The sequence below is a fragment of the Eudoraea sp. genome, assembly GCF_049665975.1.
Lineage (GTDB): Bacteria > Bacteroidota > Bacteroidia > Flavobacteriales > Flavobacteriaceae > Eudoraea.
Genome location: NZ_JBATGR010000051.1, coordinates 1 through 20,428 on the forward strand (window position 1 = coordinate 1; position 20,428 = coordinate 20,428).

At 35.3% G+C, this 20,428-nt stretch carries 23 protein-coding genes; 13 read left to right on the forward strand and 10 right to left on the reverse strand.

What is annotated here, in order from left to right:
- The first annotated feature begins 22 nt into the window (after positions 1–22).
- Genes dnaA through WBN20_RS02135 form a run of 3 tightly spaced genes read left to right on the forward strand, consistent with a single transcriptional unit; the run spans position 23 to position 2,646 of the window.
- On the forward strand, positions 23–1,447 hold the full coding sequence (gene dnaA / locus WBN20_RS02125) for a chromosomal replication initiator protein DnaA (protein WP_424274230.1): 1,425 nt from the start codon (positions 23–25) through the stop codon (positions 1,445–1,447).
- A gap of 7 nt (positions 1,448–1,454) precedes the next feature.
- On the forward strand, positions 1,455–1,922 hold the full coding sequence (locus WBN20_RS02130; protein ID WP_424272908.1) for a low molecular weight protein-tyrosine-phosphatase: 468 nt from the start codon (positions 1,455–1,457) through the stop codon (positions 1,920–1,922).
- A gap of 1 nt (position 1,923) precedes the next feature.
- Positions 1,924–2,646, forward strand: a complete 723-nt coding sequence (locus WBN20_RS02135; protein ID WP_424272909.1) for an SAM-dependent methyltransferase — start codon at positions 1,924–1,926, stop codon at positions 2,644–2,646.
- 53 nt (positions 2,647–2,699) lie between these two features.
- Here WBN20_RS02135 and WBN20_RS02140 read toward each other — a convergent pair whose 3' ends face one another.
- From WBN20_RS02140 to dapF, 4 genes are all read right to left on the reverse strand, one after another.
- Positions 2,700–3,332, reverse strand: a complete 633-nt coding sequence (locus WBN20_RS02140) for a hypothetical protein (RefSeq protein ID WP_424280544.1) — start codon at positions 3,330–3,332, stop codon at positions 2,700–2,702.
- 148 nt (positions 3,333–3,480) lie between these two features.
- Positions 3,481–4,524, reverse strand: coding sequence for an endolytic transglycosylase MltG (gene mltG, locus WBN20_RS02145; RefSeq protein WP_424280545.1), 1,044 nt, complete (start codon positions 4,522–4,524; stop codon positions 3,481–3,483).
- Positions 4,524–5,045: a GNAT family N-acetyltransferase gene (locus WBN20_RS02150; protein ID WP_424274132.1), complete on the reverse strand. Its 522-nt coding sequence runs from the start codon at positions 5,043–5,045 to the stop codon at positions 4,524–4,526. Before WBN20_RS02150 ends, mltG begins: the two co-directional genes overlap by 1 nt.
- On the reverse strand, positions 5,042–5,818 hold the full coding sequence (gene dapF, locus WBN20_RS02155; protein WP_424280546.1) for a diaminopimelate epimerase: 777 nt from the start codon (positions 5,816–5,818) through the stop codon (positions 5,042–5,044). Before dapF ends, WBN20_RS02150 begins: the two co-directional genes overlap by 4 nt.
- Before the next feature lie 127 nt (positions 5,819–5,945).
- Between dapF and WBN20_RS02160 the strand changes: the two genes are divergently transcribed.
- The 6 genes from WBN20_RS02160 (at position 5,946) to rplS (ending at position 11,353) form a co-directional block, all read left to right on the forward strand.
- Complete coding sequence (locus tag WBN20_RS02160) at positions 5,946–7,343, forward strand: S1C family serine protease (protein ID WP_424280547.1); 1,398 nt, start codon at positions 5,946–5,948, stop codon at positions 7,341–7,343.
- Positions 7,344–7,463: 120 nt separating this feature from the next.
- Positions 7,464–8,912, forward strand: coding sequence for a glyceraldehyde-3-phosphate dehydrogenase (locus WBN20_RS02165; protein WP_424280548.1), 1,449 nt, complete (start codon positions 7,464–7,466; stop codon positions 8,910–8,912).
- A 140-nt stretch (positions 8,913–9,052) separates the two neighbouring features.
- Complete coding sequence (locus WBN20_RS02170; protein ID WP_424280549.1) at positions 9,053–9,673, forward strand: tRNA (guanine-N1)-methyltransferase; 621 nt, start codon at positions 9,053–9,055, stop codon at positions 9,671–9,673.
- Between the two features lie 40 nt (positions 9,674–9,713).
- A complete protein-coding gene (locus WBN20_RS02175; protein ID WP_424280550.1) occupies positions 9,714–10,157 on the forward strand; it encodes a GNAT family N-acetyltransferase in 444 nt (147 codons plus the stop codon).
- A 30-nt stretch (positions 10,158–10,187) separates the two neighbouring features.
- Positions 10,188–10,865, forward strand: coding sequence for a tRNA (guanosine(37)-N1)-methyltransferase TrmD (gene trmD / locus WBN20_RS02180; protein WP_424275536.1), 678 nt, complete (start codon positions 10,188–10,190; stop codon positions 10,863–10,865).
- Positions 10,866–11,002: 137 nt separating this feature from the next.
- Positions 11,003–11,353: a 50S ribosomal protein L19 gene (rplS, locus tag WBN20_RS02185; protein ID WP_424275537.1), complete on the forward strand. Its 351-nt coding sequence runs from the start codon at positions 11,003–11,005 to the stop codon at positions 11,351–11,353.
- Positions 11,354–11,427: 74 nt separating this feature from the next.
- Here the strand turns inward: rplS and rocD are convergent, their stop codons facing one another.
- The 3 genes from rocD to WBN20_RS02200 form a co-directional block, all read right to left on the reverse strand.
- Positions 11,428–12,714, reverse strand: a complete 1,287-nt coding sequence (rocD, locus tag WBN20_RS02190) for an ornithine--oxo-acid transaminase (RefSeq protein WP_424280551.1) — start codon at positions 12,712–12,714, stop codon at positions 11,428–11,430.
- A gap of 122 nt (positions 12,715–12,836) precedes the next feature.
- Positions 12,837–13,220 (reverse strand): DUF6768 family protein, encoded by a 384-nt coding sequence (locus WBN20_RS02195; RefSeq protein ID WP_424280552.1) that lies wholly within the window; start codon positions 13,218–13,220, stop codon positions 12,837–12,839.
- Positions 13,213–13,761 (reverse strand): RNA polymerase sigma factor, encoded by a 549-nt coding sequence (locus WBN20_RS02200; protein ID WP_424280553.1) that lies wholly within the window; start codon positions 13,759–13,761, stop codon positions 13,213–13,215. The genes WBN20_RS02195 and WBN20_RS02200 overlap by 8 nt, the downstream gene beginning before the upstream one ends.
- A 118-nt stretch (positions 13,762–13,879) precedes the next feature.
- On the opposite strand from WBN20_RS02200, the gene rlmD reads away from it, so the two are divergent.
- From rlmD to WBN20_RS02215, 3 genes are read left to right on the forward strand one after another with little or no spacing between them, the layout of a single operon-like run.
- The gene (gene rlmD / locus WBN20_RS02205) at positions 13,880–15,295 is read left to right on the forward strand and encodes a 23S rRNA (uracil(1939)-C(5))-methyltransferase RlmD (protein WP_424280554.1); all 1,416 of its coding nucleotides are present in this window, start codon (positions 13,880–13,882) and stop codon (positions 15,293–15,295) included.
- 41 nt (positions 15,296–15,336) lie between these two features.
- Positions 15,337–15,840, forward strand: a complete 504-nt coding sequence (locus WBN20_RS02210) for a DUF6452 family protein (RefSeq protein ID WP_424270763.1) — start codon at positions 15,337–15,339, stop codon at positions 15,838–15,840.
- Positions 15,821–16,606: a DUF6048 family protein gene (locus WBN20_RS02215; protein ID WP_424280555.1), complete on the forward strand. Its 786-nt coding sequence runs from the start codon at positions 15,821–15,823 to the stop codon at positions 16,604–16,606. Before WBN20_RS02210 ends, WBN20_RS02215 begins: the two co-directional genes overlap by 20 nt.
- A 66-nt stretch (positions 16,607–16,672) precedes the next feature.
- Here WBN20_RS02215 and WBN20_RS02220 read toward each other — a convergent pair whose 3' ends face one another.
- Positions 16,673–17,839, reverse strand: coding sequence for a THUMP domain-containing class I SAM-dependent RNA methyltransferase (locus WBN20_RS02220; protein WP_424275543.1), 1,167 nt, complete (start codon positions 17,837–17,839; stop codon positions 16,673–16,675).
- 82 nt (positions 17,840–17,921) lie between these two features.
- On the opposite strand from WBN20_RS02220, the gene WBN20_RS02225 reads away from it, so the two are divergent.
- Positions 17,922–18,593: a ZIP family metal transporter gene (locus WBN20_RS02225; RefSeq protein WP_424275544.1), complete on the forward strand. Its 672-nt coding sequence runs from the start codon at positions 17,922–17,924 to the stop codon at positions 18,591–18,593.
- Here WBN20_RS02225 and trhA read toward each other — a convergent pair.
- Both trhA and WBN20_RS02235 read right to left on the reverse strand, forming a co-directional pair.
- A complete protein-coding gene (gene trhA, locus WBN20_RS02230; RefSeq protein ID WP_424280556.1) occupies positions 18,590–19,216 on the reverse strand; it encodes a PAQR family membrane homeostasis protein TrhA in 627 nt (208 codons plus the stop codon). The two genes, WBN20_RS02225 and trhA, sit on opposite strands and share 4 nt — an antisense overlap.
- Before the next feature lie 15 nt (positions 19,217–19,231).
- The coding region (locus WBN20_RS02235) for a hypothetical protein (RefSeq protein ID WP_424280557.1) at positions 19,232–20,428 on the reverse strand (1,197 nt) is incomplete at its 5' end.

The following is a 20,428-nucleotide window of genomic DNA, read 5'->3' on the forward strand; positions in this document are numbered from 1 at the left end:
GCAAAATAAGATATCCTTTAATATGAGTGTTACTGCTAATTCCGTTTGGAACAATTGCTTGGCCTTTATACAAGATAACATCCAACCGCAGGCATTCAAAACATGGTTTGAGCCCATCAAACCGGTAAAATTATCTGACAACGCATTAAGCATCCAGGTCCCAAGTAAGTTCTTTTATGAATGGCTGGAAGAACACTATGTAAAGTTACTTAAGGTTGGGCTCACTAAAGAGCTTGGAGAAAATGCCAAGCTTGTGTATATTATTAAGATGGAGAATACCTACGGGAACAGAGAACCATTTACAGAGCAAATTCCAAGTTCAAACCGGGGCAGTGTTAATCCACAGGAAATGGATGTTCCTATTAAATCTAAAAATCCGGAATTAAAGAATCCTTTTGTAATACCGGGAATTCGAAATATTAAGATAGAATCTCAGCTTAATCCAAATTACAATTTTGATAATTTCCTGGAAGGTGATTCCAACAGGCTGGCAAGATCTGCTGGAATGGCCGTGGCAAATAAACCCGGCGGAACTTCTTTTAATCCTCTTTTGATATTTGGAGGTGTAGGTCTGGGTAAGACACATCTTGCTCATGCAATAGGTGTTGAAATTAAAGATAAATACCCTGAGCGTACAGTACTCTATATATCTGCTGAAAAATTCACACAGCAATACATTGAATCTGTAAAGAAAAACACCAGAAATGATTTTATTCATTTTTATCAGTTAATCGATGTGCTCATAATTGATGATGTACAATTCTTATCAGGAAAATCGGGCACACAAGATGTTTTCTTTCATATTTTCAATCATTTACACCAAAATGGAAAGCAGGTTATTCTAACTTCAGATAAGGCCCCTGTAGATATGCAGGATATTGAACAACGTTTACTGTCTCGTTTTAAATGGGGCTTATCAGCCGAGCTTCAAAATCCTGATTATGAAACCCGTATATCCATTTTAAGAAATAAACTATACCGGGATGGTGTTGAAATGCCTGATGATATAGTTGAATATGTTGCCAAACATATTAAGACAAATATTAGAGAATTGGAAGGTGCCATAATTTCCCTTATTGCTCAATCTTCCTTCAATAAGAAAGAAGTTACCCTTGAATTGGCACAACAAGTGGTTGAGAAATTTGTAAAAAACACAAAAAGGGAAGTATCTATAGACTACATACAAAAAGTTGTTTCTGATTACTTTGAAATGGATGTTGCCACCTTACAATCCAAAACAAGGAAACGACATATAGTTCAAGCACGACAACTAGCAATGTTTTTTGCCAAAAAGTTTACTAAAGCTTCGTTGGCGAGTATCGGTTCACAGATAGGCAAAAGGGATCATGCGACTGTACTTCACGCATGCAAAACAGTGGATAATCTGGCGGAAACAGATAAGCAGTTTAGAAAATACATCGAAGATTTAACAAAGAAATTTTCCTGATCAAGTTATGCAAACAAAGGTTCTTATGGTATGCCTGGGCAATATCTGCAGGTCGCCATTGGCCGAAGGCATACTAAAGTCAAAAACTGATTCACAGGTTGTTTTAGTTGATTCTGCCGGTACCGCAGGATATCATATTGGAAATAATCCTGATAAGAGGTCAGTGGCTGTTGCCAAAAAATATGGCATAGATATTTCTGGTCAAAGATGCAGAAAATTCAGCACCATCGATTTTGCCCAGTTTGACGTTATTTACGCCATGGACTTAAGTAATTACCATGACATCATAGCTTTGACTGATGATAAAAATGAAATTGAAAAGGTAAAACTTTTATTGGAGGAGGGAAATACATCCGTAAGAGAAGTCCCGGATCCATATTATGGCGGAGCAGATGGTTTTGAAGAGGTTTATAAACTTATAAACCAAGCCTGTGATATGATTGCTGAAAAATTAAAATCAAAACAGAGTTTATAAAATGCAAGATAAAAATACTTCACAGGGTAAGTTATATATGATACCTACTACTCTGGGTGAAAATGAACCTTTGGAAGTATTACCCATTTCAATTAAGAGAATAATAGAAGAAATTGATTATTATATCGTAGAGAATGAAAAATCTGCAAGACGGTTCATTAAAAAAATTAGTCCCAGAAAATCACAGCCCAATTTAAACATTACGCTCCTCAATAAATTTACCGATACAGAAATCATCCCCTCTTTCCTTAATCCCTGCTTAGAAGGACAGAATGTGGGTGTTTTGTCTGAAGCTGGTTGTCCGGGCATTGCTGACCCAGGCTCCGAAGTAGTCCGAATTGCACACCAAAAAGGAATATCAGTAGTACCCCTGGTTGGACCTTCATCCATAATATTAGCACTTATGGCAAGTGGTCTTAATGGTCAAAATTTTGCTTTTAATGGCTATCTGCCTATAGAAACTGCAGAGCGTAAAAAAGCAATTAAGCGATTTGAAAAAATTTCCAGAGAAAATAATCAAAGTCAACTATTTATAGAAACTCCATATAGAAATAATAATCTGCTGAAGGAGCTTGTCAAAACACTTTCAAAAAATACCTGGCTTTGTGTAGCAACTGATATTACATTACCCACAGAATTTATATTAACCAAATTAACTGGTAGTTGGATACCAGAATCCATTGAACTCCATAAAAGACCCACAATTTTTATAATTCAAGCTTAAAAAAGCACTGACTTTAACACTAAGGCTTTTAAAATCTCTGTAGTCTAATTCAACTATACTTTAGGGTTCCGAATTGCTGAAACATCAGAAATATCGTATCCTGAAAACTTTTTTAAGTAATCTGCAAGACTGGTCCCATAGGCATCATGGACATCCTTCCTGCCATTAGAGTATAAATACTTCATTACGTTACCCGGGCCTGCTAAATGCGCAGCTGCCAATATTCCGGATTCGGTTACTTCAACACCCTTAACTTTTCTACCAACAAAATATTTGATGTATTTACGTAATATCCATTTGTTCCGGGAAATATTTGTATAAAAAACTTTCTCCTGCAAACTTGGGTCATTTAGAAATTTGGTGGCATTATAAACCCCCATTAATTGAAGAGTTCCTATTCCAAATTGATACTTACCCAGATAGCAAAGTGTATTTATTATAAAATAATCTCCCTGAGACTCTTTAAATGCGAGTGCCTCTTTAAATCCTATATAACAACTTCCTAAAAAGGGAGGTGTTACAAAAGATGGGTTAAAAGTTGTCCTGTTTTTGGGAAACAGAACTAAAGTAGGTTCTTTAACTTTTAGTTTTTCTGGGACCTTAACTTCAGACTTTGTCGTAAACCCAAAATTAACTAAAACTAAAATCATGATAAGCGGACAAATAATAAATGACCACTTCTTCATATATGTGTTTTCTTAAGACTTACTACCAAAAAAGATGGTACGCTTAAATTACAAATACAAAGATATAGCAGATTTGTACGAATATTCTTTAGAATACCTTAAAAGGGATCATTATTTGATGAGCGGTTCAAAATTCTGGATTAACAGTCTACCGGTTTATATTCTGTTCATTTATCCATCGGATGTATTGCACTTTATTACGGTTATGCTGTGCGAGATTTGTAGCAAACTTATGGTAGCCAAAGTCTTCAACGTTCGCTACCATATAGTAGTAGTCATGCTTTTCCGGCTTTAGAACGGCATCAATAGCAGAAATATCAGGCATGGTAATAGGACCCGGAGGAATACCTGCATATTTATAAGTATTATATGGTGAATTAAGCTCTAAATCTTTGTATAACACACGTTTGATAACCGTATCGAAGTTACCAAGTTCTCGTTTTAAGGCGTAAATTACGGTAGGATCTGCCTGCAGTAACATATTCTTTTTCAGTCTGTTAAGGTATAACCCTGCAACCCTTGGCCTCTCATTAACCTTGGCTGTTTCCTTTTGAACAATTGAAGCCAGAGATATTACTTGTATTTGCGTCAAATCTAACACTTCTGCATTCTTTAGCCTATCGTCATTCCAAAAACGAAGATATTCCTTCCGCATTCTATCGCGAAAACCTGTTGCAGACGTATTCCAAAAAAATTCATAGCTGTTGGGAATAAACATTGAAAGTCCGGTATCTCCCGTAAAGCCATTTTCTTGCAGAAATTCAGGATCGGTGAAAGCTTTTAATAAAGAAATACTATCTGCCTCAATTTGGCTTGAAACTCTTCCCGCCAATTTTTCCATAGTTTCCTGAGTATTGTAGGAAACATTGACAGGAATATTCTTACTTCTTAAAGTATTAACAATCTCATTGTTGTTCATTCCTTTCTTTAGAAGATATTTTCCGGGCTTTATATTGTCAATATATTTTTTCCGTTTTGCTACCGCCTCAAAGGTCTCCATATCAGATAAAAGCGGTGCAACCAGATTTGTAAAATCATCATATGAACTGCCTGTTGGAATAAAAATATAAGCTTCCTTATTATTAAAGGCTGTATTGGGTGAAAAAAGAGCGTTATATATTAAATAGGCAAAAGCCCCTCCTGCGATCAAGCCAAGAAGTACTATGATCAATAAAATTTTCTTGATATACATTATTGTCCAAACATTTGAAATAGCAGTTCATTTTTAAACTTTCCTCCTAAAAGGATCCAATCTTTTTTAACTCCTGAGAGTATAAACCCCATCTTTGTGAATAGTTGTATACTAGCCTGATTCTCTTCACCTACATTGGCGTATACCTGGTTCAAATTTAGCACAGTAAAAGCATAATTACATAGTAAAGATAAAGCTTCGGAACCGTGACCATTATTTCTATCCGCCTTATCCAGAATAACGATCCCAATTCCCGCTCTTCTGTGTTTGGGGTCAAAGTCAAATAGATCGATTAAACCAATTACTTTATTAAGTTCGTTACAAATAGCAAGACGCAATTGTTTTACTTCATAAATATCTCTGTGCGCATTATCCAGATACAATTTGAGTACATGTCTGGAATATGGTGTTATCGTACCACTAATTTCCCAGATATCTGAATTATTTTCCAGTTCGTATAAAAATTCCAAATCTGACGGTTCCAATGCCCGTAATTTGGTTTGTTTTCCTTTTAAAATCAAATCTCTATTATTCCTTTATATACCTGTTTAGCCGGGCCTTCCAGCCTTATATTTTCATATCCTTCCGGGCCTTTGTTAAACTTAACTGATAAATTTCCACCTTTAGTAAAAATATTAACCTCTTCACTATTTGTCTTTCCCCAATAATGCATTCCCAACGCAACTGCGGTGACCCCTGTTCCACAGGACAAGGTTTCATTTTCCACACCCCTTTCATAAGTACGTACAGAAAAATCGTTGTGTGAAACTTGTTCAACAAAATTTATATTGCTCCCGCCTTTTCCATAAATTCCATATCGCAGCTTTGCCCCTTCCTCCACTACCTTATAAGTATCCAAATTAGAAACCATCTGAACATGATGGGGAGAACCGGTATTTAAAAAAAGACAATTAGGTTTTGCCATAATTTCGGTGACTTTTTGCATCTGAAGGCTAATAATTCCGTTGTCAATTGTGGCATGGTGCAACCCATCTACGGCATTAAATTCTGTTTTTTGCTCAATAATTCCAAGAAATTGTGCAAAAGCCACAATGCATCTTCCACCATTACCGCACATACTACCAGGATTTCCATCAGAATTATAATATATCATGTTAAAATCCGTTGAAATATCATTTTCCAATAAGATTAATCCATCTGCGCCAATACCTAAATGTCTGTCACAGAGAAATGCAATTAAATTGTTATCAGTTTTTGGAAATTCTCCAATCCGATTATCAATCATGATAAAATCATTACCTGTACCCTGAAATTTATAAAATGTAATTGTCATAGCTAACTCGAGTAACAAAGATATGACTTTATTTAGGGAATTTTAATGAGTTAAAAAGTCGTTAAATGGAAATAATTAGATTAAAAATCAATTAATTTTACTACTCAATTTAAAAGTACATTTAATTATGAAAAGATTTGGAAGCTTATTATTAGTTGCTGTTTTTGCCGGGGCAATTACCCTTATTTCCTATAAGATATTTTTTGAAAAAACAAATTATCCTGTAGTTTCGGACAATACGGAAATGCCAATACTAACTACTAGTAACAGACCAGCATCTTATAAAGGAAATGGCATTAATGAAGTTGATTTCACTATTGCTGCAGAAAATACCGTTAACGCAGTAGTGCATGTTAAAAACCTTACATTAAATAGCAGCCCGGGAAGCTTATTAGATTTTTTCTATGGCTCTGAAAGTCGTCAAATTCCCCAGGTAGGAACCGGTTCCGGGGTTATCATATCCCCAGATGGGTATATTGTTACTAATAATCATGTGATTGCCAAGGCTAATGAGATAAGAATTACGTTAAACAATAATAAGACATATGAGGCTGAAATTATCGGCTCTGATCCTAATACCGATATTGCATTACTTAAAATTGATGTGGATGAGAACCTCCCCTATCTTGCTTTTGGTGATTCTGATGAAGCTAAAATTGGACAATGGGTGTTAGCTGTTGGCAATCCATTTAATCTAACATCAACAGTTACCGCAGGTATAGTTAGTGCCAAAGCCAGAAATCTTGATCCTGTTCGGGATCAATCATTTATACAAACAGATGCTGCTGTTAATCCGGGTAATAGCGGAGGTGCGTTGGTAAATACAAATGGTGATCTCATAGGAATAAACACTGCCATTACATCACAAACCGGTTCCTATGTTGGCTACTCCTTTGCAGTTCCCAGTAATATTGCCAAAAAGGTAGTTGAGGATATAATGGAATATGGTAACGTTCAGAAAGGAATTCTCGGCATAACTTCTCCCCGACTTAGTACTCCCTATGCAGTGAATAATGGCATAAATGAAATTGATGGCGTATATATTGATGGTGTAGAAGAAGACTCTGGTGCATTTGACGCAAACTTAAAGTCTGGAGATATTATAAAAATGGTAGATAATATTAAAGTGCGGAAATTCGCAGATTTAACTGGCTATGTATCCACCAAAAGACCTGGAGATAGAATTAAAGTTACAATTAACCGAAATGGAGAAGATATTGTAATACCGGTTGAATTAAAAGAACGACAATCCATTATTGTTCCAGTTATGGGACTGCGAGTTAAAAACTTGTCAGAGAATGACAAAAAAATCTTTAATACGAGTGTAGGTGTAAAGATTACAGGTGTACCAGAGACCTACAGGGGATATGGGCTAAATGGAAAGGTGATTTTGGAAATTGATGATGAGAAGGTAAATAATATTTATGAAGCAAAAAACATCTTTGGCGCTATCTCTAGATATGACAAAACGGTAATAACACTTGTCGATAAAAATGGAGAGAAAGAACGAATAATTTTCCAATAAAAAGTTATTTTTAATCCTTTAAAAAGCACTCTGTTTGGAGTGCTTTTTTATTTATCTTTTCCTTATGTGATCCCATTAGAATTCAATAATTTTGCGTCTAAATAAAACCACGTAACATAGATGAGCCCAATCAAATCTTATGAAAAAGAGCTTGCTTTCCAGGCCGATAGAAGAAAAGCCACAACGGAATTCATCAAAATCATAAGTGATCTATGGTATGATAAAGCAATTGAAGTGGTGCTTTTTAAGAACCAAGTGATTGATAAAAATGTTAGTGATATAATTAACCTGCATGAATACGCAGGTGAATTTGTGCAAAAACCGATTTCTATCTTTGATTCAGTAGAATTATTAAGCGCAATTAATGACATTAATTTGCCCCCATCCAAGATAGATATCGGAAAACTTACCTACGAGTTCCACTCAGACAATAACAAATATCATAACGTTAAGGCATTTATTCTCTATAAATTAAAAGATGCTAAGAACTCCAAAGAAATTAGGCCTAAAGATGTAGTTCTATACGGTTTTGGCAGAATTGGAAGGCTCATAGCAAGAGAGCTCATGGCTAAAACAGGTAAAGGCAATCAGTTAAGGCTTAGGGCTATTGTTACAAGGGGAGAGTTTACCGAGGAAATTCTGGAGAAAAGAGCTACATTGTTGAAAACAGATTCTGTTCATGGTCAATTTACAGGAACCGTAGATTATGATATTGCTAAAAAGGCATTAATTATTAATGGCACTACGGTTAATATTATTAATTCTGATAAGCCTGAAAAAATAGACTATACCAAATACGGAATTAATGATGCTCTTATCATTGATAATTCTGGGGCCTTCAGGGATAAAAAATCTTTAGAAAGGCATTTAAAATCATCAGGGGTCAGCAAAGTTCTTCTGACCGCCCCTGGCAAAGAAATACCAAATATTGTGCATGGTGTTAATCAATATGATTTTGATCCGGATTCCACTGATATTTACTCCGCGGCCTCTTGCACAACGAATGCCATAACACCAATATTGAAGATTGTCGATGATTCACTAGGGATTAAAAAGGGGCATTTGGAAACCATTCATGCCTATACAAACGATCAAAACTTGGTCGACAATTTACACGGTAAAGACAGAAGGGGAAGAGCTGCTGCGCTAAACATGGTAATAACAGAAACAGGGGCTGGAAGTGCAGTGGAAAAAGTACTGCCATCACTGAAAGGTAAACTGACATCAAATGCAATACGAGTGCCTGTTCCGAATGGTTCATTGGCTATACTGAACCTGGAGGTTAAAAGTAAAACATCGGAAGATGGCTTAAATACGATAATAAAAAAGTATGCTTTAGAAGGTGATTTGGTTGAGCAAATTAAATATTCACTGAGTAATGAACTGGTTTCGACAGATATTGTTGGTACAGCCGCGCCTGCTATTTATGACAGTCACGCCACAATAGTATCGGCTGATGGTAAAAACATTGTCCTATATGTTTGGTACGATAATGAGTTTGGGTATTCGCATCAGGTAATCAGATTAGCAAAATATATAGCAAAAGTGAGACGATTTACTTATTATTAATAGGCTTTGTCATTAGTTATCACAGCTTTTAGAATTTTCAGTAATAAGTCATGATAGTGGATTTTTTTTTTCTTAATTAATAATATTAGAGTACTTTAGTTCCCTCTCTAAATCATATATTAATACTTAGAATTATTTTAATGAAAGGTTTTAGCAAATTTTATATTGTAATCGCCTTCCTGACATGTAACCTACACTTTGCACAACAGAGTGCCCAGCAGGAAGAATTGTCTTTAGACAGTGGTTCTATAGAAAGTCAATTTGAATATTTATACAAAAAATCCGGAAACTATAATGCCGAAGGAAAAAGATATGAGGTGGTTCGTATTATCAGCCTCGATAAACTCAAGAAAAATGTTCTTGATTCTGTAAATGCCTCTAATAAAAAGGCAATTGAACTTAAAAATACTATAAGCAATCACGAAGCCACTATAAGTTCCCTTAATAGTAAATTAAAAGAAACCACTGATAGTCTTAAAACCGTATCCAATGAGAAAGACAGTATGTCCTTCTTGGGTGCTCAGGTTTCCAAGGCTACTTATAATGTCATTCTGTGGACCGTAATAATTGGCTTACTCCTGTTATTCTTTTTGTTTGTTTATAAGTTTCGAAGGAGCAATATCCTAACTCAGGAGGCGAAGGTTAATTTAAGTGAGCTGGAAACTGAATACGAGGACCACAGGCGCAGGGCTTTGGAAAGAGAGCAAAAGATAAGCAGGCAACTCCAGGACGAAATAAATAAATACAAAAAATCAAAATAAAAAAAGCTCCTTTAAGGAGCTTTTTTTAGTATAATACATCATGATCACTATTATTAAGGCAAAAGAAAAACATATTCCAATATTGATTCCTCTATTAGATAAATACAGAATATTCTACGGCCAGAATTCAGATCAAGAGGGAGCCAAAATATTTTTGGAAGCCAGAATAAAGAATAAGGATTCTATTATTTTTATTGCATTTTATGACAGCACTCCGGTTGGTTTCACCCAATTATATTCTTCTTTTTCCACCGTAAGTCTTAAACCTATATTTATTTTAAACGATTTATATGTATACAATGAATTTCGAAAAAAAGGCATAGGCGAAGTATTATTGAACAGCGCCAAAGATTATTGCATATTGTCTGATTATAAAGGTTTGGCCCTGGAAACTGCTATAAACAATCCAGCCCAAAAATTATACGAGCGCCTGGGTTGGAAAAAAACCACTTCCTCTCTTTATTATTTTTGGGAAGCTCATTAGGGTCATAAAAATAGAATAATAACAACTCTTATGCGAATAGATATTATTACCGTCTTACCAGAGCTATTAAAAAGCCCTTTTGACGCCTCCATATTGAAGCGTGCGATAGAAAAGAAACTGGTAGAAATACACTTGCACAATTTAAGAGATTATACAGATAAAAGTTATAATCAAGTAGATGATTACCAATTTGGGGGTGGAGCAGGTATGGTTTTAATGATTGAACCTATAGATAAATGTATCAGTACCCTTAAAAAAGAGCGACATTACGATGAGATTATTTATATGACCCCTGATGGCGAGACCCTAAATCAAAAAACCTCAAATACACTGTCCTTATTAAAGAATATAATTATTCTCTGTGGTCATTATAAAGGAGTTGACCAAAGGGTTAGAGAAACTTTAATCACCAGGGAAATATCTATTGGAGATTACGTTTTATCGGGCGGCGAACTGGGTGCTGCTGTGTTGTGTGACTCTATTATCCGTTTGCTTCCTGGAGTACTTAATGATGAAACGTCTGCATTAACCGATACATTCCAGGACGATTTGTTGGCTCCTCCTGTATATACCAGACCTAGCGAATATAAAGGTCTGAAAGTTCCTGATATTTTATTAAGCGGTAATTTTCCTGAAATTGAAAAATGGCGGGAAGACCAGGCAATGGAAAGAACTTTAAAACTAAGACCTGATTTACTAAAGGAATAAAAAATAGTATACACCTGTAAAAATTGCACAAAATGTCTTGTAAGTAATAATTTAAAGACTATTTTTGCATTCGATTTGAAATCAACCTCTGACGAAGTACGTGAATGTTGATTTTGACATAATCAAAATAAAGATCAATGGAATCCTTAATAACATTTGTTGAAAACGAATTTGTCACAAAAAAAGAATTTCCAAAATTTACTCCTGGTGATACAATAACCGTTTATTACGAAATAAAGGAAGGTGAAAAGACGCGTACCCAGTTTTTTAAGGGGGTAGTTATACAAAGAAGAGGAAGTGGTGCGACAGAAACATTTACAATACGTAAAATGTCGGGCACAATAGGTGTTGAAAGAATATTTCCTGTAAACATGCCGGCTTTGCAGAAAGTTGAGATTAGCAAAAAAGGTAAAGTACGCAGAGCTCGTATTTTTTACTTTAGAGGTCTTACTGGTAAAAAAGCCAGGATCAAAGAAATTCGTTCCTAAGAAATTCATAGCATATAAAACCCTGATAAAATATCAGGGTTTTTTTATTCTCAAAACAGCGCTAAATCTAATTTTTAGCCGCTTTTTTTCTCGAAATCCAATATTGTTTTAGAAATAATTGAAACGCAGTCTAAGAGTTGATCTTTTGTCATGACCAGTGGTGGTGCAAAACGAATGATATTTCCATGAGTAGGTTTTGCGAGTAACCCGTTTTCTTTCAATGCTAAACATATCTCCCAGGCAGTAGAGCTGTCTTCCGTATCGTTAATGACAATGGCATTTAAAAGTCCTTTACCCCGTACCAGTTTTACAAGGGAGCTATTTTCTATTAACTTTCTCATTTCAGACCGAAATAATTTCCCAAGGTAATAAGCATTTTCAGCTAGATTTTCGTTTTTGACCACTTCCAAGGCCGCAATCGCAACTGCACAAGCCAAAGGGTTTCCTCCAAAAGTAGAACCGTGATTTCCAGGACGTATTACATCCATGATATCATTATTCGCAAGAACAGCCGATACAGGGAAAACACCACCGGACAAAGCTTTTCCTAAAATCAATATATCAGGTTTCACTTCGGGGGTACCACTACATAACTTATCAGGACAGGAGCAATTACCACAAGAAGCCAGTAATCGTCCGGTTCTGGCAACCCCAGTCTGCACTTCGTCCGCAACAAACAAAACATTCTTTTGCTTACATAGACTATACGCTTCCTTGAGATAGTCGTCCTCCGGAACATAAACACCCGCTTCTCCTTGTATTGGTTCAACCATAAATGCAGCAACATTCTTATCCTCCAGGACCTCCGCTAGTGCATTTATATCATTATATCTGATTGAAAAAATTCCTGGAGTAAACGGACCAAAATTCTCAGTAGCGATGGGATCATTGGAAGCAGAAATAATAGAAATAGTACGACCATGAAAATTATTTTGACAAACAATTATTTTTGCCTGATTAGCATGAATCCCTTTTTTTTCATACCCCCATTTTCTGGCCAGTTTCATTGCAGTTTCTACCGCTTCAGCTCCCGTATTCATAGGTAATACGCGGTCAAAACCAAAATATTCGGTAATGTATTTTTCATATTTACCAAGCATATCATTATGAAACGCTCTGGAAGTAAGAGTTAATTTTTCGGCTTGTTCTTTTAAGGCAGAAATAATATGTGGGTGGCAATGCCCTTGATTAACAGCTGAGTATGCTGATAGAAAATCATAATATTTCTTACCTTCTACATCCCATACATAAACTCCTTCACCCCTGTTCAGAACTACTGGTAAGGGATGATAATTTTGTGCACCGTATTTAGCTTCCAATGCTATAGCATCTAGGGAAGATATCTTTTCTAATACCGCCATTTTCCTGACAATTTAAATAAAACTTTAGCTATTCCTTCTTTGGGAGAGAAATCATCCTATGCGGAAGCGCAAAAATACAAATTATGCCGCTATTAATGAAATAAGCTATTTGCTTCTCATTTTTATTTTTCAATCCTGCTAAGGGTTGCTATTTGCAGTTCTAATCTCTTGAGTTCACGGAGAATATCATTCTTATCCATTTGCATCCAAACAAATAACTTGAGCATTCCCATAGATATCATACTCAAAAAACCGGCAGATGCCCATTTTACAATTTCATTTGTGTTCTCTGTATTAAAAAACTGGACTATACAATAAATGAATGCCATAAACATTAGCACGGTCACTACATTCATAATGATAGCTAACCATCCTAATTTTCCCCTATAAACTTCCCCAAGTTTCCCAATCAGATTTTGTTCTTCCAACTGATCGTAAAAAGCAGCTTCTTCTTTAGATAAAGACTCTTTGATTAGTTCGTCAATTTTTTCTGTCTTCTTATTCATGATTTCTGTTTTTTAAAATTGTTTTTAATTTTTCACGGGCATGGTATAGTCTTGATTTTACCGTACCTTCAGATTTGTTTAAAATCTCACTGATTTCCTTAAGGGAATATTCTTCCAAATAAAACAACCGTAGAACAATTTGTTGATCTTGAGGCAATCCCTTAATAGCCTCATAAACTTTTATAAGATCAGATTCTTTGTGGTCTAAATCATTATCTACTTTCGGCTCGTTGTAATAATCCTTTAATTTTTCCCTAACTCTACTAGTTTTGTTTAAATGATCAATAGATTTTCTAGTAACTATCTGCATTGCCCAGCTCCCAAAACTGTTAGGCATTTTTAAGTAGGGTAGTTTTTTAAGAATTATTCCCCAGCTGTCCTGAACAATATCTTTAGCTATGTCTTTATCATAAGTGAACCAATAAGCGTGGTTACACATTTTTGTATTATATCGTTTTACTAATAAGGAAAATGCTTTCTTATTCCCTGATCGATATTGTAAAACCAACAATCCTTCAAATATTTTTTTAGCGTTTCCCATATCCTTTCTAACAATAGAGACAGATTAATTTGGAAAAGGTTCAATAATTTTTACTTTTTTTATCCAATTCCTCTTAAAGATAAGATTAAAGATTCGCAGTAAATGGTATTTTTGCCGCATGAGGAAAAGCAGAACCAGGGAGATTTTTGAGAATGTAGCCGTCACAGACGCAGGTGCCAAAGGAAAAACTATTGGTAAAGCACCAGATGGTAGAGTTATCTTCATCTCCAATGCTGTGCCAGGCGATGTTGTAGATGTTCAGACCACAAAAAAAAGAAAGGCTTATTTTGAGGGTGTTGGGATTAAATTTCACACCTTGTCTGATAAACGGACGGAACCCGTATGTGAACATTTTGGAACTTGTGGTGGGTGCAAATGGCAACATATGGGCTACCAACATCAGTTGTATTATAAACAAAAAGAAGTTGAAAACAATTTAAGGCGCATTGGTCATCTGGAAATTCCGGAAATTTCACCCATAATCGGATCCGAGCAAAAGTACTTTTACAGAAATAAAATGGAATTCTCATTTTCTGACAGCAGGTGGCTAACACCGGAAGAAATCAATTCAAAAAATGAAATAATAGATAAAAATGCAATAGGTTTTCATATCCCGGGAATGTGGGATAAGATACTGGATATTAAAAAATGTCATTTACAATCAGATCCTTCCAATGACATCCGACTGGAAATAAAGAAATATGCCCAATCAAATGAACTTAGCTTTTTTAATCCCAGAAATCAAAAGGGGCTTTTGCGAACACTGATGATAAGAACTTCATCCACAAAAGAAATCATGGTGCTAATCCAATTCTATGATGATGATGAGAACAAACGAAACGGGTTGCTAGATCACCTGAAAAATAATTTTCCGCAAATTAACTCTTTGTTATACGTCATTAACCGCAAGGGTAATGACACAATTTATGATCAGGAAGTTTACTGCCATTACGGCAAGGAATATATCTATGAACAAATGGAAGGTCTTAAATTTAAGATCACTGCAAAGTCGTTTTATCAGACCAACTCCCAACAAGCTTACGAACTTTATAAAGTGGTTAGAAAATTTGCCGGGTTAAATAAAACGGAACTGGTGTATGACCTTTATACAGGAATAGGTACTATAGCTCAATTCGTTGCTGCTGAAGCTAAGAAAGTCGTAGGAATCGAGGCAATTCCAGAAGCCATTTTAGCTGCCGAGACAAATGCTCAGGAGAATGGCATTGACAATGTAACTTTTTTCTCAGGAGATATGAAAAATATATTTAATGATGAGTTTGTGAGCTTTAACGGAAGACCAGATATTATAATAACAGATCCGCCACGTGATGGGATGCATAAAGATGTGGTCGGGCAAATTCTTGAAATTGCACCAGACAAAATTGTTTATGTCAGTTGCAATAGTGCTACGCAAGCACGGGATTTGGAACTTATGAAAGAAGCGTATCAAATAAAAGAAATACAACCGGTAGACATGTTTCCGCAGACGCATCACGTAGAAATTGTTGTACTTTTGGAAAAACGGATTCATTGATAAATAAAGTCTGATATGCTTAACAAATTTGCTAACTAGCTATGGGAAAACTAAGGATTCTCCTATTTGTTATAATAGCAATTATTTCCTTTATTGCCTGTGAAAAAGACGATATCTGCGTAGACGGCGATACGCCTCTGCTGATCATTCAATTTTATGATAATGAAAATCCGAGTGAATTAAAAGCAGTACCAAGTTTAAGAGTTATTGGTTTAGGTCAATCCTCCACAGTTAATACAATTACCGATAGAACTTCTTTAGACTCAATTGCGCTGCCGTTAAGAATAAATGAAGCAAACACCGGGTTTATATTGATTGCTGATTCGGCTGATGAAGATGACTTGGAAACAGGAAACAATGATACTCTTACTTTTAACTATAGTACTCTGGAAGTTTTTATTTCAAAGGCCTGTGGTTATATTGCTAATTATGATGACTTAGGTGAACAACTTACTACAGACAATGAAAATTGGATCCAAAACATCGAAATAGTTTCGCCTTTAATACAACAGCAAGACAGCGCACATGTTAAGATTTTTCACTAGTTGTTTACTTCTTTTGTGCTTCTTCATAGCTAGAGCCCAAAATGATTCACTGGATATAGGTGCCAGAGATTCGACAAGTTTTGGTCAGCGATATGGCTTGAGGGTTGGTGTTGATTTAAGCAAACCTATACGAGCATTATTTGATAGTGATTATTCGGGCCTGGAATTCGTAGCTGACTATCGCATTACCAAAAAACTTTACGTGGCCGCAGAATTTGGCAATGAGAAAAAAACGAGTATTGAATCTCTTGAAAATATAGATGACATTGATAGAGTTGTGTTGTATAACTATACTACCTCAGGAAGTTATGTAAAACTTGGAGTTGATTTTAACACCTATGAGAATTGGTACGGGATGACTAATGCTATTATTTTCGGCGCTAGATTTGCGGGTAGCTCCTTTAGCCAGACATTAAATAATTATACGATTTATGATAGCAACAGATATTGGAATCCCAATAATTTTGCTCCGGGTTCTGGTTCGTCTGAAGAATTCAGTGGTTTAACCGCTACCTGGCTAGAGTTTCTTTTAGGAATAAAAGTTGAGCTCTTTGCAAATTTTTACCTTAGCGGCAGCGTTAGACTCTCTTATCTATTTACAAATAAAGAAGCTGATTTCTTCCCTAACTTATGGATTCCCGGTTTCAATAAGGTAAATGATAATAGTAAATTTGGAGTAGGTTATAATTATACTATTTCCTATTTCATCCCATTATATAGAAAAAAGGTAAATAAAAAGAAGAAGGAAAGCCCTTCGGAAGAATAGTTCAAATTTTCCTGACCCCTTTTAAACCAAATTACTTAAGTGTCTAAGCTTTATATCATTATTCATTTACTCGACCTGGTTATTGTATTTGGCCTTTTTACTACCCTTGTACATTATATACTTCACCAGGCGAGATTCCAAATGACTGTTAAATACTTTTATTTTTCGGGAAGGACGTAACCCGACAAACTTCAATCCTTCAAGGTTAGATGTAATGAACCACGCATCCGTTCCCGGATAATTTTGCTTCAAAGTATCTCCAATATTACCATAGAATTCTTCCATTTCAATATTTAGTCGTTCTCCATAAGGTGGATTAAATACAACATGTAAATGATTTTCTGTGAATTTTTCTGATTCAAAGAAATTTTTACGCTCAACAGAAATATATTCTGTGAGATTGGCATTCTCTACATTATCAATTGCTTTTTGTACCGCTGAAGGCGCTTTATCATAACCAGTGATTTTATAATGAAATTCCCTTGTTTTATTTAGACTACTTTCAACTATTTTCTCATAGAGCTCACTATCAAAATCTTGCCATTTTTCAAATGCAAATTCCTTGCGATTTATATTTGCCGGTATGTTGCATGCAATCATCGCTGCTTCAGTTAAGAATGTCCCACTGCCGCACATCGGATCTAAAAAATGTGACTGCCCATCCCATCCACTCAAAAGAAGAAGTCCTGCTGCTAATACTTCATTGATTGGAGCAATATTGGTAGCTGTTCTGTAGCCTCTTTGGTGCAAAGAGCGACCAGAAGTGTCAAGTGATACATTACACTGGTTCATTTGAATATGAATATTTATACGTAATTCCGGAAACTTAATATCCACATTAGGTCGCTTACCAACAGTATCACGAAATTTGTCTACAATTGCATCTTTTGTTTTTTGAGAAACATATAATGAATGAGTAAAATTTTCAGAGTTAACCGTAGCGTCTATGGCAAAAGTTATTTCCGGATTTAGGTATTTTGACCAATCCATCGCATAAATCTTCTTATAAAGATCTGTTTCGTCTTTTACATAGAACGAATGAATAGGCTTTAATATCTTTATCGCGGTACGGAGGCATAAATTGGCCTTATACATAAAACCGGTATCACCTTCAAAAGAAACCATCCTTACCCCTTCAACAACATTTACTGCTCCAAGGTTACGTAATTCCTTTGCTAGTATTTCCTCAAAACCAAACATGGTCTTGGCAACCATTTTAAAATTATTACCCATAATACATTTAAAGAATGCCACAAAAATACATTAATTTTATCCACAATGTTTTTCAGTAAACCTAATACCATTTAAATTAAACATGACTTATATTTTACTGATCATTGCTGTTCTATTAAGTTTTGGGTTCGTGGTACTTACCAAACCTAAAAAGAAAGAAGGCCTTCGCTTATTACTGGCATTCAGTGGTTCGTTTTTATTAGCGCTAACACTTTTTGAACTTCTGCCGGAAGTCTACAAACAAGCTGATCCTAAGATAATTGGGATATTTATTATGCTTGGGATTCTCCTTCAGATTTTTTTAGAGTTCTTTTCAAAAGGTGCGGAACACGGTCATGTACATCTTAATAGCCAAGCAAGTAATTTTCCCTGGTTACTTTTTATAAGTCTTTGTGTTCATGCATTCTTAGAAGGTATTCCCATAAACCAGAACAATGATATAATATATGGCATTTTGGTTCACAAAATACCAATAGCAGTTATTCTAGGTATCTTTCTGGTAGGTTCCAAAATTAATATTTTATATGGGACAATGTTTATGGTATTTTTTTCTCTAATGACTCCGCTAGGAACTTATGCAGCCTCAAAGTTCGATTTTATCTCAGATTATAGCGCTCCAATTACAGCACTAGTCATAGGCGTATTTCTCCATATTTCGACTGTTATCCTTTTTGAAAGCACTGAAGGTCATACATTCAATATTAGAAAGTTATCGGCCATAGTACTTGGAACTGCGATAGCGTATTTACTCTAGATTACTGCAAAGGCGATATACAGCCAATGACTTATGGCTCCGGCTAATACCAAGAAATGCCAAATGAGATGGTTATACGGTATGCGTTTAAAAGCATAGAAAAAAATACCTGTTGTATAAAAAAAGCCTCCCAACATAAGTAAATAAAGGCCAGTTTTGGAGGTATTTGAAAGCAGGTTTTGAAAGTCAAAAACTATCAGCCAACCCATAAAAAGATATAGTATTAAAGACAAAACCTCAAATTTTCCTGTAAAAAATAGCTTGAGTATGGTACCAGCAATAGCAATACACCAAACGGCATAGAAAATTAACCATCCATTCACTTCCTCCAAAGTTATTTGGGCCACGGGGGTATAGGTCCCTGCTATTAAGTAATAGATACATATATGATCCAAAACCCTGAGTTTCATCTTTACTGATTGGGTAGAAATGTAATGATAAAGAGTTGATGCAAGGAACAAGAGGATTATTGAGATACTATAAACAACTAAGGAGATAGTTGAATACTGAGTTTTTTGAGTATCAAACTTTAAAAGCAAAAAGAATCCAACTATACCCAGTAAAATCCCAATTGCGTGAGATATAGCATTTAGCTTTTCTTCTTTGTGATAATTTAATTCCATTATTTGCTAAGCCTTTCACTTATCTGGATAATACCAAAACGGAATTTTAATTATTGATCTCATATAAATACTATCATTATCATGGTCTTTTCGCTCTACATTAAGAATGTGTCTTCCCTGTGAAACAGATTCGATATCAATAAAAGTTTCAAAACCCAATTGTTGTTGACCATTTTTCGTAACTATAAATTTGGGTTTAAATGGGATGCTGTCCACGCTTAAAGTATACATATCTTCTATTTCATTTAAGTAATTCTTTATGAGTGTTTTACGATCAGACCAAGGTATAGTGCCTTCAGAAAATACCGGAGAAAAAATGCCTCGCCTGTCTTCCTCTGGTTCCAAATCCTTATTAAAATAAAATACGTCATCCTCAATAGAACGTCCATAGATCACAAAAATATTTAAGAAAGAAGTTCGAATTACTTTGGAGGGAATAGAGGCACGATCTACAAAAGAATTGTTTAAATTGATTAGATCGTTGTAATTTTTGTGACTGGCAGAGTAAGAGGATGAATTCATTTCCTTTTCAAGGTAGTTTGATGTGCTAAACTGTGTAACTGCTAATACTGATATTAATATATAAAGTGGCACAAGAATTAAACTTAAACGCTTCCCAAACTTATTATCCAGGAAATTATAAACCATTGGCCGATAAAGGAATGAAAGGGTAATATACTTAAACAACCAATATACGGGATAATAAAAGTACGTTGTCCATTTCTTTTTTTTAAGCCAACCTTGGGTCACAAAATCTATAAAGGTAAGTATAGACCCAAAGGCAATAAATACAATTGCAGGTATAGCAATCCAATTGCGCACCCAATCTGGTGTTTCCTCTTTGGCTACAAGGAGACCTAAAAATGTAAAAATAAGCGCTAAAGCCAATAATCCGAGCAAATAAAAGACTAGCAAAAAGGTTACTGAAAAAATTACGCTACAGTATTTTTCGAGTGTAGCAACATAATTATCAAAAGAACCAACTCTTTTAATAAGGTGTTTAGTGAATTTAGGACTGTATTTTAATATATCATAATCTATATCACCCGATACATATCTAAGGCCAATGGCGCCTATCCATAATCCGCGTAATATAACATGAGTAATCAGGTTAATTGTGATTATATACCAAGACACCTTCAGGCCTTTCATAAGAAAGGTTCGGTACATGTTTTGCTCGTTTTGAGCTTCAAGACCGGCTAGTTCAATAGG

Excerpts from the sequence above, each read along its gene's own strand:
- trmD (WP_424275536.1), top strand. The coding sequence starts at position 10,188 with ATGCGAATAGATATTATTACCGTCTTACCAGAGCTATTAAAAAGCCCT.
- rocD (WP_424280551.1), bottom strand. The coding sequence starts at position 12,714 with ATGGCGGTATTAGAAAAGATATCTTCCCTAGATGCTATAGCATTGGAA.
- WBN20_RS02210 (WP_424270763.1), top strand. The coding sequence starts at position 15,337 with ATGGGAAAACTAAGGATTCTCCTATTTGTTATAATAGCAATTATTTCC.
- WBN20_RS02215 (WP_424280555.1), top strand. The coding sequence starts at position 15,821 with ATGTTAAGATTTTTCACTAGTTGTTTACTTCTTTTGTGCTTCTTCATA.
- WBN20_RS02175 (WP_424280550.1), top strand. The coding sequence starts at position 9,714 with ATGATCACTATTATTAAGGCAAAAGAAAAACATATTCCAATATTGATT.
- WBN20_RS02140 (WP_424280544.1), bottom strand. The coding sequence starts at position 3,332 with ATGAAGAAGTGGTCATTTATTATTTGTCCGCTTATCATGATTTTAGTT.
- WBN20_RS02220 (WP_424275543.1), bottom strand. The coding sequence starts at position 17,839 with ATGGGTAATAATTTTAAAATGGTTGCCAAGACCATGTTTGGTTTTGAG.
- WBN20_RS02130 (WP_424272908.1), top strand. The coding sequence starts at position 1,455 with ATGCAAACAAAGGTTCTTATGGTATGCCTGGGCAATATCTGCAGGTCG.
- WBN20_RS02170 (WP_424280549.1), top strand. The coding sequence starts at position 9,053 with ATGAAAGGTTTTAGCAAATTTTATATTGTAATCGCCTTCCTGACATGT.
- dnaA (WP_424274230.1), top strand. The coding sequence starts at position 23 with ATGAGTGTTACTGCTAATTCCGTTTGGAACAATTGCTTGGCCTTTATA.
- rplS (WP_424275537.1), top strand. The coding sequence starts at position 11,003 with ATGGAATCCTTAATAACATTTGTTGAAAACGAATTTGTCACAAAAAAA.
- WBN20_RS02165 (WP_424280548.1), top strand. The coding sequence starts at position 7,464 with ATGAGCCCAATCAAATCTTATGAAAAAGAGCTTGCTTTCCAGGCCGAT.
- WBN20_RS02225 (WP_424275544.1), top strand. The coding sequence starts at position 17,922 with ATGACTTATATTTTACTGATCATTGCTGTTCTATTAAGTTTTGGGTTC.
- WBN20_RS02195 (WP_424280552.1), bottom strand. The coding sequence starts at position 13,220 with ATGAATAAGAAGACAGAAAAAATTGACGAACTAATCAAAGAGTCTTTA.
- WBN20_RS02135 (WP_424272909.1), top strand. The coding sequence starts at position 1,924 with ATGCAAGATAAAAATACTTCACAGGGTAAGTTATATATGATACCTACT.
- rlmD (WP_424280554.1), top strand. The coding sequence starts at position 13,880 with ATGAGGAAAAGCAGAACCAGGGAGATTTTTGAGAATGTAGCCGTCACA.
- WBN20_RS02200 (WP_424280553.1), bottom strand. The coding sequence starts at position 13,761 with ATGGGAAACGCTAAAAAAATATTTGAAGGATTGTTGGTTTTACAATAT.
- WBN20_RS02160 (WP_424280547.1), top strand. The coding sequence starts at position 5,946 with ATGAAAAGATTTGGAAGCTTATTATTAGTTGCTGTTTTTGCCGGGGCA.
- mltG (WP_424280545.1), bottom strand. The coding sequence starts at position 4,524 with ATGTATATCAAGAAAATTTTATTGATCATAGTACTTCTTGGCTTGATC.
- trhA (WP_424280556.1), bottom strand. The coding sequence starts at position 19,216 with ATGGAATTAAATTATCACAAAGAAGAAAAGCTAAATGCTATATCTCAC.
- dapF (WP_424280546.1), bottom strand. The coding sequence starts at position 5,818 with ATGACAATTACATTTTATAAATTTCAGGGTACAGGTAATGATTTTATC.